11 protein-coding genes are annotated in these 13593 nt (G+C 33.0%); 4 read left to right on the forward strand and 7 right to left on the reverse strand.

Features of this window, described 5'->3' with window-relative positions; all coding sequences use genetic code 11:
• Window positions 1-33: 33 nt before the first annotated feature.
• From AAYQ19_RS06205 to pyrR, 4 genes are all read right to left on the reverse strand, one after another.
• Complete coding sequence (locus AAYQ19_RS06205) at window positions 34-366, reverse strand: ribonuclease Z (RefSeq protein ID WP_343535008.1); 333 nt, start codon at window positions 364-366, stop codon at window positions 34-36.
• A gap of 127 nt (window positions 367-493) precedes the next feature.
• Window positions 494-973, reverse strand: coding sequence for a hypothetical protein (locus AAYQ19_RS06210; protein WP_343535010.1), 480 nt, complete (start codon window positions 971-973; stop codon window positions 494-496).
• Between the two features lie 9 nt (window positions 974-982).
• On the reverse strand, window positions 983-1909 hold the full coding sequence (locus AAYQ19_RS06215) for an aspartate carbamoyltransferase catalytic subunit (RefSeq protein WP_343535012.1): 927 nt from the start codon (window positions 1907-1909) through the stop codon (window positions 983-985).
• A 96-nt stretch (window positions 1910-2005) separates the two neighbouring features.
• Window positions 2006-2545 (reverse strand): bifunctional pyr operon transcriptional regulator/uracil phosphoribosyltransferase PyrR, encoded by a 540-nt coding sequence (pyrR, locus tag AAYQ19_RS06220; RefSeq protein WP_144219125.1) that lies wholly within the window; start codon window positions 2543-2545, stop codon window positions 2006-2008.
• 197 nt (window positions 2546-2742) lie between these two features.
• Here pyrR and AAYQ19_RS06225 point away from each other — a divergent pair, with 197 nt between their 5' ends.
• From AAYQ19_RS06225 to AAYQ19_RS06240, 4 genes are all read left to right on the forward strand, one after another.
• Window positions 2743-3753 (forward strand): hypothetical protein, encoded by a 1011-nt coding sequence (locus tag AAYQ19_RS06225; protein WP_343535018.1) that lies wholly within the window; start codon window positions 2743-2745, stop codon window positions 3751-3753.
• A 436-nt stretch (window positions 3754-4189) separates the two neighbouring features.
• Window positions 4190-4732 (forward strand): hypothetical protein, encoded by a 543-nt coding sequence (locus AAYQ19_RS06230; protein ID WP_343535020.1) that lies wholly within the window; start codon window positions 4190-4192, stop codon window positions 4730-4732.
• Window positions 4733-4823: 91 nt separating this feature from the next.
• Complete coding sequence (locus AAYQ19_RS06235; protein WP_343535022.1) at window positions 4824-5417, forward strand: dihydrofolate reductase family protein; 594 nt, start codon at window positions 4824-4826, stop codon at window positions 5415-5417.
• 117 nt (window positions 5418-5534) lie between these two features.
• Window positions 5535-5708 carry a hypothetical protein gene (locus tag AAYQ19_RS06240; protein WP_343535024.1) on the forward strand — a complete coding sequence of 58 codons (174 nt, stop codon included), beginning with the start codon at window positions 5535-5537 and terminating at the stop codon, window positions 5706-5708.
• Between the two features lie 125 nt (window positions 5709-5833).
• Here the strand turns inward: AAYQ19_RS06240 and AAYQ19_RS06245 are convergent, their stop codons facing one another.
• From AAYQ19_RS06245 to chiA, 3 genes are all read right to left on the reverse strand, one after another.
• On the reverse strand, window positions 5834-7453 hold the full coding sequence (locus AAYQ19_RS06245; protein WP_343535026.1) for an ABC-F family ATP-binding cassette domain-containing protein: 1620 nt from the start codon (window positions 7451-7453) through the stop codon (window positions 5834-5836).
• Between the two features lie 221 nt (window positions 7454-7674).
• Complete coding sequence (locus AAYQ19_RS06250) at window positions 7675-8448, reverse strand: TlpA family protein disulfide reductase (protein ID WP_343535028.1); 774 nt, start codon at window positions 8446-8448, stop codon at window positions 7675-7677.
• A 342-nt stretch (window positions 8449-8790) separates the two neighbouring features.
• Complete coding sequence (gene chiA / locus AAYQ19_RS06255) at window positions 8791-13527, reverse strand: T9SS-translocated chitinase ChiA (RefSeq protein ID WP_343535030.1); 4737 nt, start codon at window positions 13525-13527, stop codon at window positions 8791-8793.
• Window positions 13528-13593: the final 66 nt, after the last annotated feature.

The following is a 13593-nucleotide window of genomic DNA, read 5'->3' on the forward strand; positions in this document are numbered from 1 at the left end:
CGAAATCTAAAATCTAAAATCATAAATCTAAAATTAAAATCCGAGGTCTCTTTCTATTTCTTCCATTTCGATAATATCGTGTGCTTCCAAAAGTGACGGAACAACAACTAATTTATCTGAAATAGCATTAAAATCAAGATCGGAAGCCACAATTACAAATGACTTTTTTGATTTTTTTTGAGTTTTTGAAAGCGGAAGAAAAAGTTTTAGATCATTCTCTGTTATCTCTGAATTTGAAGATAAATCGATGATTATATTATGTTTTTCAAAGGTTTTAATTTGTTGCGTTACTTTTTCCAAGAAAGCGTTTACATCTCCTTGTGTATCTTTAATCGTAACGGTATGTCCTTTTTGATCTACTTTCATTTTATAATTTGTGGGGCTTATAATTTATAAAGCTAATGTACGAAGTTTTTTTATTTGTTCAAAGTTTCAAGTTTCAGGTTAAACGTTTGTCAGGCTGAGCGAAGTCGAAGTCTTTGTTTCCATTAAATTATCTCAACATCGAATTTGTTCTATTATTAAAAATTTTAATAAAATCTTCTAATCTTCCTGCACCAGAACAAGTAAAGCAATAGTTTAAAATTGTTACCTCTTTTTTATTTATAATCTCTTTATAAACGTCTTTTTCTGGACATCCATCATAACCACCAACTTTTCTAATCAAGATTGGATTTCCTTCTAAATAAAATGCTAAAGCTATTTGATCGATTTGTTTATTGAGCCAGTTAATTTCAGTTTCATTAAATTTTAATTCCTCTCTAAACTGATAAACACTTTGTAACCAACCAATACTATTCACATTTAATTTGAAAAATCTATTTTCTGGTTTCGAACTTTCGTCAGCTTTAAAATTCTTAGGTGTTCGATTTATTAAATTATTGTAGACTGTATCGATTTTTATTTTATCTAGATCCTGAGCTTTACATATAAAACTAAAGAGTAAGAATGCTATTTTCAGCGTATTTCTCAAAATAAAATGTTACTGTATTTTAGAAGCCAAAAGATAAATAACCGCCATTCTAATCGCCACACCATTTTCAACCTGATTCAAAATCACTGAATGCTCAGAATCAGCAACTTCAGAAGTAATTTCTACTCCTCTATTGATTGGTCCTGGGTGCATGATTACGATTTCTTTGCTTAACGAATCCAAAAGCGGTTTGTCCACTCCGTATTGTTGTGCGTATTCACGTGTTGATGGGAAGAAATTCACATCCATACGCTCATTTTGTACACGAAGCATATTGGCAACATCACACCATTCTAACGCTTTGCGCAAATTTGGTTCAACCGTAACTCCTAATGATTCAATATATCTCGGAATCAGCGTTTTTGGACCGCAAACTTTAACCTCAGCACCTTGCATTTGCAAAGCGTATATATTTGATAAAGCAACTCTCGAATGCAGAATATCACCTACAATCACCACTTTTTTACCTGCTACATCACCCAGTTTTTCTCTGATCGAATAACTGTCCAATAAAGCTTGCGTTGGGTGTTCGTGCGCACCGTCGCCTGCATTTACGATACTTGCTTTGACATTTTTAGATAAAAAATAAGCCGCTCCGGGATTGGAGTGGCGCATTACAACCATATCCACTTTCATCGAAAGGATATTATTTACAGTATCAATCAAGGTCTCCCCTTTTTTAACCGATGACTGCGCTGCAGAAAAACTGATCACATCAGCAGATAAACGTTTCTGCGCTAATTCAAAAGAGAGTTTGGTTCTGGTACTGTTTTCGAAGAAAATATTGGCAATGGTAATATCTCGTAATGAAGGAACTTTTTTAATTGGTCGATTAATGACTTCTTTAAAATGATCTGCCGTTTCAAAAATCAGGTTAATATCATTCTCGTTGATATATTTGATTCCTAATAAATGATTTACGCTTAATTCTTTCATTGTGTGTGTTTATATATGTTTGTTTAATCTGTTTATTTGTTAAATAGTTAATCGTTGGTTTTTCCGATTAAACAATTAACCGGTTAACCGATTAAACTAATTTGTCACCAAGTGAACAACATCTTCACCATCATTTTCTTTCCAGCTCACAATCACTTTTTCGCCATTAATTGCATCTACCTGACGACCGCGATAATCGGGCTGAATTGGCAAATGACGGCTGAAACGTCTGTCGATTAAAACCAGTAATTCGATTTCTGAAGGTCTTCCAAAAGATTGAATGGCTGTTAATGCAGAACGAATGCTTCGGCCAGTAAACAAAACATCATCTATAAAAATGACTTTTTTGTCTTCGACTATAAAATTGATTTGAGTTTTGTTGGCTTCAAGTGGTTTTTCGGTACGACGAAAATCATCTCTAAAAAAAGTGATATCCAAATAACCCAAAGAAATTTCAGGAACTTGGTATTCATTTTCTAGTATTTGTTTTAAACGTTCAGCTAAAAAAACGCCTCTTGGCTGAATTCCCACTAAAATAGTATTTGAAAAATCAAGATGTTTTTCGATTAACTGACAAGCCAAACGGTGAAGTATGATAGTAACTTCTTTTGAATTAAGTAATACTTTCTGGCTCATAATTAATTGTAATGATTGGTCGGGCAAATATACGAAATCAGATTTTATTTGTTGGGATGTTGGGGTTGGAAATATTATTTCCTAAATAATAAAGTTAAGATTGAAAAAAAAGTCATTATGTTTTTCCATAAAATAATTTTCCTTTAAATTTTTATATTTGAAACAACTATTAGATTTATCAATTTTAAACAAAAAACATGTCAGAAGCAAATGATTCCAAGCAACATTATGAAAGCTTAATTTCATTATTTAAATTTTCCCTCGGTTTATTTTCCTTTTTTGGTGTAGCAATTGGTTATCTAGTTTACAGTGACGGAAAAGAAATGAGGCAAGAATTAAAAGACAGAAAAAAAGAACTAGAAGCAAGTGTTGCTGATATGAAATCTGACTTGGTTCAAAAAGAGAAAATCATGCGAGAAGATTGGATAAAACTTTCCTCACAAATTGACAATCAAGTTAAATCTGCAAAACAAGATGCTATATCAGAAATTGCCAGTGTAAAAATCTCATCAACTAATGAAGCTAGACTGGAAGCTAGAAACAAAATTAATGAAGTATTCAGTAATAAAAATTTTGATGATTTTGTAGCAAAGATTGCAAAAGAAAGAATGGAACCACAAATTGTTAATTTAGTTGATAAAAGACTTAGTCAAAATGAAAAAGAAATAATAAATGAAGCAGTTAATGATATAGAAAGTTTAGACAAAAGCAAATTTATTCTAGCAATTAACTACTTATTGACTAGTCGACAAATTAAATTAACAAACAATCAGATTCAAAAAATCATTAATGCCACAAAATCGATTGAAGATGATTATAAAGCCTCGGTAAAAGCAATATTATTATTTCAAAAATCAGAATTGTCAACAGAATTTTTCAAAGAAGAATTAGCGAGTCAAAATAATGCAAATGAAAATTTAGCAATTCAGTATTTTTCATTTAATAAAATTGATTACGATACGTTTGAAGAAATCATTTATAATGTAATGAAAGAAAATCAAAAGTCAGCTATATATCTTAATTCTATAGAAACTAGTAGAACTCTTAATAAAGACTATACATTGAAATTACTTAACTCAAAAATCTTGATTAATTTATATAAAAATCATCCTGCTGAAGAAGTACAGAGTTCAAAAGAAAATATTTATAGAAACTTAAAAAACAACTTTACTGAAGCTGAAATAAAACAAACACTTTTGTTTAAATAAAAAAAAACTTTAAACAAATTATATAAAAAAGCTTCAAAATGTTCCTAAAACCAAAAAACATATTTCTACTAGATAGCTTTGGAGCTTTGCTTACCACTATCCTACTCTATTTTGTCCTCAGAAATTTCATCGAATTTTTCGGCTTATCTAAAGACGTTTTCGAATATCTTTCATTGCTTGCTTTGATTTTTTTCATTTACTCGATTAGCTGTTATTTTTTAGTCAAACAAAATTGGAAATCGTTTTTAAAAGTAATCTGTACTGCTAATATTATTTATTGTGTTTTGACAATTGGGATTATGATTTATTATTGCCGAAACATTTCTGTATTGGGTATTTCTTATTTTCTAGGTGAAATCATTATTATTGCAGGAATTGTATCTTTAGAGATTAAATTGATATCTAAAAAAAAGAAACTTTAAAGATCATCACAATTATGAAAATTCCTAAGCAAATAAAAATTCAAATCACTGATGAACTAGGGAACAATAATCCGATCGAAAACATACTTTTCGGTTTTAAAATTTTTGAAAGTGAAGATAATTATTACACAACATCCTATTTTAAAACAGATAATTCTGGAAGTATAATTATAGACCAAAATGATTTGATTAACAAATCTGAACTCAAATGGGAAATTGATATCGAAAGCTTTCAAAGTATAAAAACTGAAGTTTTTGTACTTGATGCTAATTCTACTAAAAGCGTGAAAGAAGCTTCTAAAAATTATCAAACGATTACTGCCAACAAGGAATCTATAGAAAAATATTTAAAACTATCTGACTTTAATGACGAGACTATCATTGCTGCTACTAAAGCAATAAATAATAGCGCAAAGGAACAAATGGAAATTTACAATCTTTGTAAAGATTCAATAAATGATATAGTTGAAATCCTGACTGAAAAAATTGAAGATGTATGGATAGACAATACTAATAAAATTTACAAATTCATTATATCAAAAAATCAAATCACATAATCCTTAAATCCTAAAACATTCCCCTAAAAATTCTATAAAACATTCCTCTGATTTTTAAGTAATTTTAAGTCGAATTAAAAAACTCAAAATCATGAGAAAAATAATCGTCATAACTATGATTACCATCGATGGCGTCATGCAAGCACCTGGTGGTCCTGGAGAAGATACTTCGGGCGGTTTTGAATATGGAGGTTGGGCAGCGCCATTTGGAGATGAAGAATATGGCAATGTTGTTCAGGAACAAATGAAGCCAGCTGATATTCTTTTAGGCAGAAAAACATTTGATATTTTTGAAGACTATTGGCCCAAACATGCAGAAAACTGGCCGGGAATTAATGAAGTTACTAAATACGCTTTATCCTCCACCAGAAAAAACTCAGATTGGGAAAACTCGGAATTTCTATCTTCTGTAGAGGACATCAAAAAACTTAAAAATTCAGAAGGCGGAGCTATTAAAGTTTGGGGAAGCGCCACGCTTGTCCAGCTTTTGCTTGAGCATGATTTAGTTGATGAAATTGCACTCCTAATTTACCCGATTATTCTTGGCAAAGGGAAAAAACTATTTAACGATAGTGCAACTCCTTCAGGATTTACCTTGACAGAAAGTACCGTTACACCAAGTGGGATAATTGCTGTAAGTTATAAACGCGCGGGAGATGTAAAGACCGGAACTATTGGAGAATAAAAATGAATTTAATACAAGAGTTGAAATCCAAATCCTAAAACATTTCTCAAAAATTCTATAACACTGTTTCCTGATTCTTGAAGTAATTTTAATTACAAACTTTTAAACATCAGAATCATGCAAAATAAAGTACTAAAATTGTTAATGGTATTTGTAATACTGTTTTCATTTACAAGTTGTGAAGTTATAGGAGACATTTTTAAAGCCGGAATGGGATTCGGGATTTTTATCGTCATTTTTATTGCCGCGATAATTATCTGGATTTTTGCCAAAATGTTCGGCAGTAAATAGTGATCAATAAACAATAAAAAAAATCCCAAATTCCAAGTTTAATCTGGAAATTGGGATTTTTTTTATGGTTGTAGAACTTTGTCAAAGTTTGGAATTTGGAATTTCCAATATTGGAATTTAAAATATTAAAGATTGTACATCTTTTTTCTTTGCTCTTGAATTTTTTCATCATCAAGATATTCGTCAAATGTCATGTAACGATCGATCACTCCGTTTGGTGTCAATTCTACAATTCGGTTACCAACAGTTTGCGCAAACTCGTGGTCATGCGTTGTGAAAATTACAGAACCTTTAAAGTTTTTCAGAGAGTTGTTGAAAGCTGTAATAGACTCCAAATCTAAGTGGTTTGTTGGTTCATCAAGCATTAAAACGTTAGCACGCTCCATCATCATTCTAGAAAGCATACAACGTACTTTTTCTCCTCCTGATAAAACTCTAGATGTTTTTAAAGCTTCTTCTCCAGAGAAAATCATTTTCCCTAAGAAACCTCTAATGAAAACCTCATCACGCTCTTCTTCTGTTTTAGCGTACTGACGTAACCAGTCAACTAAAGTTAAATCATTTTCGAAGTATTTGTGGTTTTCAGCTGGCAAATACGCTTGGTTTGTTGTAATTCCCCAATCGAAAGTTCCAGAATCTGCTTTTTGTTCTCCGTTTAAGATTTCGTAGAAAGCAGTTGTTGCACGTGAATCTTTAGAGAAAAGAACGATTTTATCGCCTTTCGCCATATTCAAATCAACATCTTTGAATAATACTTCACCATCTACAGAAGCAGATAAGTTTTGAACATTCAAAATCTGATCTCCAGCCTCACGATCCTGATCGAAGATAATCGCAGGGTAACGACGGCTTGAAGGTTTGATTTCAGCAATGTTTAATTTCGAAATCATTTTTTTACGAGAAGTAGCTTGTTTCGATTTCGCCACGTTTGCACTAAAACGACGAATAAATTCTTCCAACTCTTGTTTCTTCTCTTCTGCTTTTTTGTTTTGCTGTGCACGTTGTTTTGCCGCTAATTGGCTAGACTCGTACCAGAACGTATAGTTTCCTGAATAGTGATTGATTTTTCCGAAATCAATATCAGAAATATGTGTACAAACCGCATCTAAAAAGTGACGGTCGTGAGATACAACGATTACAGTATTTTCGTAGTTTGCTAAGAAGTTTTCTAACCAAGCGATTGTCTCGAAATCCAAATCGTTGGTAGGCTCATCCATAATCAATACATCAGGATTTCCAAAAAGTGCCTGCGCCAAAAGCACACGTACTTTCATTTTTCCTTCCATATCGCTCATTAAAGTATAATGATCTGCTTCTGTGATCCCTAAGTTAGATAACATCGACGCTGCATCAGAATCGGCATTCCATCCGTTCATTTCTTCAAACTGAACTTGAAGTTCTCCAATTCGATCCGCATTGGCATCATTATAATCTAAATAAAGCTCATCCATTTCTTTTTTAACAGCATACAAAACTTTATTTCCCATTAAAACGGTTTCCAAAACTGTATGTTCGTCGAACATGTTGTGGTTCTGGTTTAAAACCGACATACGTTTTCCTGGCTCTAAATGAATATGACCTGAAGTTGGGTCCATATCACCTGAAATGATTTTTAGAAAAGTAGATTTTCCAGCACCATTGGCTCCAATAACTCCGTAGATGTTTCCGTGAGTGAAAGTTGTATTTACTTCATCAAATAAAACTCTTTTACCAAATTGAACTGATAAATTATTGACTGTTAACATGAATGTCTTTTTAATTAATTTGGTGCAAAAGTAGTGAAAAAGGTTCTAAGTTGCAAAGATGCTAAGGTGCTAAGGTTTTTATTTTAACCATATAAGTAATATAAGTTCATTTAAAACTAAACTTACAATTTAAATGCTCTTAAAAATTACTCAAAATTGCAATTTACACCTTCAAAGACTAAACTTATAATCTCTTATATGAACTTATATGGTTTAAAATTTTACAATCTACTTTCTTTCACTAAAGCGACTTCTAAACTTTCAAAATTTGGAAGCACTTTTGAAATAATTCCTTCTTTGTTGATGATAAAATGTGTTGGGAAAGAATTCAGCTGTAAAGCATTATTCATGTATTCTTTCATGTCTGGAATTACAGAATACGACAGTGGTTTTCTCGCTAAAAACGTTTTTAATTGTTCTGGAGAATCTTCGGCTAGACTCATGAAAATAATGTCTTTTCTGTCTTTGTAATCTTCCACTAATTTGTTTACTTGAGGAAATTCTCTTATGCATGGCGTGCAGTGAATGTACCAGCATTTTATTACGATGATTTTTCCTTTCATCGATTCATTGGTAACCAAATTTCCGTTTAAATCTTTAAATGAAAATTGCGGAAAAGCAGTTCCTTCCATCTTGAAGTTTTTATACGCATCAAAACCAATTTGATTGATCGTTGCTTTTATGCTTGTATCGGTTTTTGGCTGAATTTTGAATAGCTTATAAACGTAAATATTCGCTTCTGATTTCAATCGAATTGGAATGAAATTACCATTTGCCAATTGATCCAAAAAAGCTTCTTTTGAAATTTCTTTTGAAGATGAATCTAAAGCGGTAAAATCTCTAGAAAGCATTATTTTTCTGCTTTGATAAACGGACCAATCTGTGAACGTTTTTTGAATTTGGATGGGATCAACTTCCGAATTTCCGAATTTATTTTGGCTGAAGCCTGAAACAAAAAATAAAAATAAAAATGCAATCGTAAGTACCTTCTTCATGAAATGAGTAATAATTTGAATCCAAAATTACTCAAAATTCTAATGACATTAATAGTATTTTTGAATACTATATGATTGCTCTTTCTTTCGTTTTTCACTTTTAAAAATCATTTTAAAACATAGAATTCCTATTTATAAATGGATTAATCAAAATTTCAAAAAGAAGAAATAAAAAAAACTGGCGATAAAATCACCAGGTTCATAATGCGTTTCTTTAGGCAAAAACCAAATAACAAATTACCTAAAGTCGCATTTATTCGAAATAAAAATTAGCTAAAAAATAAATAACCAAACTCAATTTTAACCGTCCCTTCTTTTTATTTCTATATTTTCAATCATTCTTTAGTTTAAAAAGTTCATTACTTTGAATGATTTTTTGTTTCCTGCTTTATCAGTTACCACAACTAAAAACAATTGTTTTGATGAGAAACTTTGATTATAAAGCAGTATCTCTTTATAATTTTGACTATTTCTGTGACTTACTACATTTTGCCCGAAAACGTTGAATACATCCACCTGAGCGATTTCTTCGTTTTCGCTTGCAACAGATAATGCATTGTTTTTAAAACATGCTATCGTTGTCGTGCTTTTTACAGAAATATCTTCAACTGCTAATGTTTTTGCCGCTGACTGCGAAGCAAAATAAGCAGCATATGCATTTGACAATTCAGATGAATTACCACAAGAAGATGCATCCCAGTTTACAGACCAAGTCATCAAACCTCTTAAAGAAGGATATGGTCCGCCTGGTTGCATAGTATATGTTCTTCCTGAAAAAGTAGTTCCTGTTCTTAAATAATTCATAGCACTAATTCCTTCTGTTGGCGTTAGATAACCACTACCTGCTGCACTTGGACAAGCTGGTAACGCAATAAGAACTTTTGAAGCTGGTAAACCGTCAAAATGCATTCCTGTTGAAGCAATGTTGTATCCTTTTATTACCATGTCGGTTAAGGCTGTTACCATGTTTGCTTTTTTAGCTGTACCATAATATTGGCCGTCTAATCCGTTTTCTCCTCCTGTATTATACAATTGTACAGCTAACAAATCCAATTCATTGCGCAAGTTTTGAATAATTGGAAGGAATGAACCAAAAGTATCTGTATAAGTAGTGTATCCTCCTTGTACATATTGTGTTTCTGGCGCTGCAGTTAATAAGAATCCAGGACCATAATATGCTTTTAACTCTTTACAAGCATCAACTATGTTTTTTAATCTTGGATAAGCAGAAATACCTGCGTATGAAATATCTCTTAAATTTCCTGCGTTAAAATTCATCGATCCACCTTCGAAATCTAAATCAACTCCATCAAATTGATATTCATCAATAATTGCTTTTAGACCATTTACAAAAATATTTTTCTGCGATACATTGTCTAAAACAACATGACCATTTTGACCTCCAATCGAAACGATAACAGGAACTCCGCTATCCCTTAAAGCTTTAATATCATTTTTCAGCAATTGTTTATTGAAAACACCATTGGTCAAATATCTATTGTCATTTGTAGTTAATATTGGTGTATAACCATCACGATTAACTGTTTCTACGAAAGAATAATCAACTACGTTAAACTTGCTTCCTACCATTTGAGAAAAATATAAAAATGGAGCAGACGTATTTTCCCAAGAATGTGCATATCCTAAAATAATTTTAGAAGGAAGCGGAATGAATCTATTAGTGCCTATCGTAGCGATTTTAATGGTATTGTTTAATGTTGTTACAGCAGCTCTATTATCGGTTGCTTTGATTACAACTGGATAATCCTGATAAGCAGATGGCGTAAAATTATAAGTATAGGTATTATTTGTACCTGCTGTCATATTAAATGTACCGCCATTTATTGTAATCGTAACACCTGAAACTGATCCGTCACTATCAGTAGCTGTAACCGAAATTGGCACAACTTGGAAAGAATTTTGATACACGGTAGTATTTGAAGGTGCATTCCAAGTAATTACAGGTAATGTATTTGGGCAGTTTGCACCTGAACAATTTAATGTAAAACTGTATGTTTTTGAATCTGTTGTTCCATTTGATGCGGTAGCTGTAACTGTTAAAGTATGAGAAAGCGAAAACTGATTTCCTACTGGTGTCCAAACCGCTGTATAAGTTCCTGAAGAATTGGTAGCACTCAAGCTTTGTCCATCTAAACTAAATACCACAGATGAAATTGTAGTAGCATCCGAAGCACTTAATCCCACACTCGCAACAAAATTAATTGCTGATCCTAAATTTATAGCAATCGCCGAAGCTGTTGGTGCCGTAATGGTAACCACTGGCTTAGTTGCAACTACCGCTTGTCTATTAAAATTATAAATCGTTGGCGTTGTTGGAACTGCAAAATTGGCTAAGTTATTTGGATAATAAGTCACATCACCATTTTCCCATGAATTTAATTTTAAACTTAAAATTTGCGTATAACCTGCTACAACTGAGTTATCAAAAGCGTAATTTCCTGATGCATCTGTTGTTGCCAGAACACTTTTCCAATTATGTGTATTATCTGTCCATGGTAAAACAATTTCCACTTTTGCACCAGAAACTGGAGTTGTTCCGTTTTTAACTGTTCCGCTTATTAAGTTTGTGGCTGCTGCCAATGCCATTTTTGCCGTTGAGCTTGTATTGAAATTGTAAACAGTTGGAGTTGTTGGAACTGGAAAGTTTGCCAAATTGTTTGGGTAATAATTTACCTCTCCATTTGACCATGTATTTAACTTTAAACTGGTAACTGTTGTATAACCATCTGTAACAGAATTATCAAAACTGTATTTTCCTTGTGCATCTGTCGTTGCGATAACGCTTTTCCAGTTGTGTGTATTATCTGTCCAAGGTAAAACTAATTCTACTTTTGCTCCTGCAACAGGAGTTGTTCCATTCTTTACAGTTCCGCTAATTTTACTTGTCGTTGTTACAACATCTTGTGTAAAATTCAATGTTTTATTAGCGTTCAAATTCGAATAAACCGTTGAAGCTGGAGTAAATGTTTGTCCTGTTAAAGCTGCAGTTACCGTATAATTTCCGCCAGAAGCTAAAGTTAGTGAATAAGCGCCCGTTGAATTAGTTGTTGCCGTAACATTTCCTGCTGTAGAAGCTGCTGTAATGGTTACGCCAGAAACTGGAGTTGTTCCGTTTAGCACTGTTCCGCTTACTGTGTAATTTACAACTGCTGTTCCTTGAGTGAAATTCAACGTTTTGTTGGCATCAATTGCATTGTAAACCGTTGAAGCTGGTGTATACGAAAATCCAGATTTTGCAGCTGAAACTGTAAAGTTTAATCCTGCAGTTAAACCTGCAACGCTATAAACTCCGCTTGTATTTGAAACTGCTGTTAAAGTTGTACTTCCAGAAACTGCAGAAACTGTTACGCCAGAAACTGGAGTTGTTCCGTTAAGGACTGTTCCGCTTACAGTATAAGTTGGCTGTGATCCTTGAATTGTTACTCCTGTCTGATTAACTGTAACATTTGTTAAACTAACCGGCACAAAAGTATAAGAAACTTTTGCCGCTGTTAGTGAATAATTTTGTCCAGAAGTTAAGTTGTTGAATGTAAAGTTTCCTGTTTGAGAAACTACTGTTTGAATCACTACATTAGAAGCATTACGCAATTCAACTGTAACATCCGTAACCAAATTGGCTCCATTTTTTACAGAACCCGCAATGCTTACTGTTCCCGGAACAACACTTCCAAAAGAAGCATCAACCTGAGTTAATAATGAATTTGGAATTGCACCTCTCGTATCTTGAGATAATTCCCAGATCATACCTCCAGCTAAGTTTTTAGATTTTATGTATTGTACTTTTAAATCCATTGATTGTTTATCTTCATAAGAGATAAACTCTTTTGTAGTAGCGTTATATAAATAAGGTACTTTAGTCGTATTATCAAAATAACGAACCCATCCTGCAGATACTGCAGATGCTGTTACCATCATTGTATTTGGATCTAAATAAGCATGTGAATTTGTAACAGGATTTCCAACTAAATCACAAATTTCGATACTTCCTGATTTTTCACAAGCTCCAGAACCATCCCAAGTCCCTGTTGGATTTTGCGGATTTGTACAGCCTCCAACAACGTATCTAGGTGCGGAAACAAATAATCCGTTTGTTGAATTTGCGGCAACGTTATCAAATTTTTTCCCATAGAAAGGCAATCCCATGATTAATTTATTTGCAGGGAAACCAACTACGTTTAAATATTGATTGGTTAATTCGTCTAATGATTCTGATTGCGTTGCGCCATACAACGGATCATTTGGATTTCCGCTTGCATACAAAGGAGCATTGTAACAGGTTTTATCATACCAGTTTCCGCCAAAATCATATCCGAAATAGGTAATATAATCACAGTAAGTCGAAATATCTTCTGTCATACCGTATTGCGATCTATTGTTTGGTCCTAAATACTGTTTAGAAACGTTTCTAACATTGTTTCCTGCGGCAATAGTAATAAGTTTATTTGGCATTGCCTGACGCATGGCTTTTAATAAGTACACCAAGTTTTTGTTGTCATCAGGACTGTACTTTTGCGGAGGAACAGGCGCACCGTTTACTATTTCTGTACCGTCGGTTCCGCCCGAAAGAGGATATTCCCAATCGATATCAAAACCGTCAATAAAAGGGTATGTAGTAATGAAGTTTGCCATATCTGCTGCTAAAGCCGCTCTTGCTACAGGACTTGCAGCAATTGGAGAAAGATCTTGTCCTTTTGTCCAGCCTCCAACAGAAATTAAAATTTTTAAATGCGGATACTTTTCTTTTAATTTCATCAAATCATAAAAGTTTCCTTTTACTGGAGCATCCCATGGAATACCTCCTTCCATATGCTCAAAATCAGCATACGTATCTAAACATTTTAACTTTGTATTCTCTGGATGGGCAGGATCATAGGTTGTCCCATAAAAAGAATAATTCAAATGCGTAATTTTGCTTCCATCAATTTTCGGAACGTTGAAATCCCGTGCATAGATAGACCATTGCGCATAATACCCCACTACCTTTTTTCCGTGGGCTGGTTGAGCCAACGCTAGTAAGGGAAACAATAACAAAAAGAGTAATCTGTAATAATGTTTCATAGTTAATTAATATTAGTTAATAGAAAATAAATAATTGGGCCACAGAAGATACTCTTCTGGGTTTCG

This window comes from Flavobacterium mesophilum (genome assembly GCF_039581405.1).
Lineage (GTDB): Bacteria > Bacteroidota > Bacteroidia > Flavobacteriales > Flavobacteriaceae > Flavobacterium.

Excerpts from the sequence above, each read along its gene's own strand:
- AAYQ19_RS06215 (WP_343535012.1), bottom strand. The coding sequence starts at position 1,909 with ATGAAAGAATTAAGCGTAAATCATTTATTAGGAATCAAATATATCAAC.
- chiA (WP_343535030.1), bottom strand. The coding sequence starts at position 13,527 with ATGAAACATTATTACAGATTACTCTTTTTGTTATTGTTTCCCTTACTA.
- AAYQ19_RS06225 (WP_343535018.1), top strand. The coding sequence starts at position 2,743 with ATGTCAGAAGCAAATGATTCCAAGCAACATTATGAAAGCTTAATTTCA.
- AAYQ19_RS06235 (WP_343535022.1), top strand. The coding sequence starts at position 4,824 with ATGAGAAAAATAATCGTCATAACTATGATTACCATCGATGGCGTCATG.
- AAYQ19_RS06205 (WP_343535008.1), bottom strand. The coding sequence starts at position 366 with ATGAAAGTAGATCAAAAAGGACATACCGTTACGATTAAAGATACACAA.
- pyrR (WP_144219125.1), bottom strand. The coding sequence starts at position 2,545 with ATGAGCCAGAAAGTATTACTTAATTCAAAAGAAGTTACTATCATACTT.
- AAYQ19_RS06240 (WP_343535024.1), top strand. The coding sequence starts at position 5,535 with ATGCAAAATAAAGTACTAAAATTGTTAATGGTATTTGTAATACTGTTT.
- AAYQ19_RS06245 (WP_343535026.1), bottom strand. The coding sequence starts at position 7,453 with ATGTTAACAGTCAATAATTTATCAGTTCAATTTGGTAAAAGAGTTTTA.
- AAYQ19_RS06230 (WP_343535020.1), top strand. The coding sequence starts at position 4,190 with ATGAAAATTCCTAAGCAAATAAAAATTCAAATCACTGATGAACTAGGG.
- AAYQ19_RS06250 (WP_343535028.1), bottom strand. The coding sequence starts at position 8,448 with ATGAAGAAGGTACTTACGATTGCATTTTTATTTTTATTTTTTGTTTCA.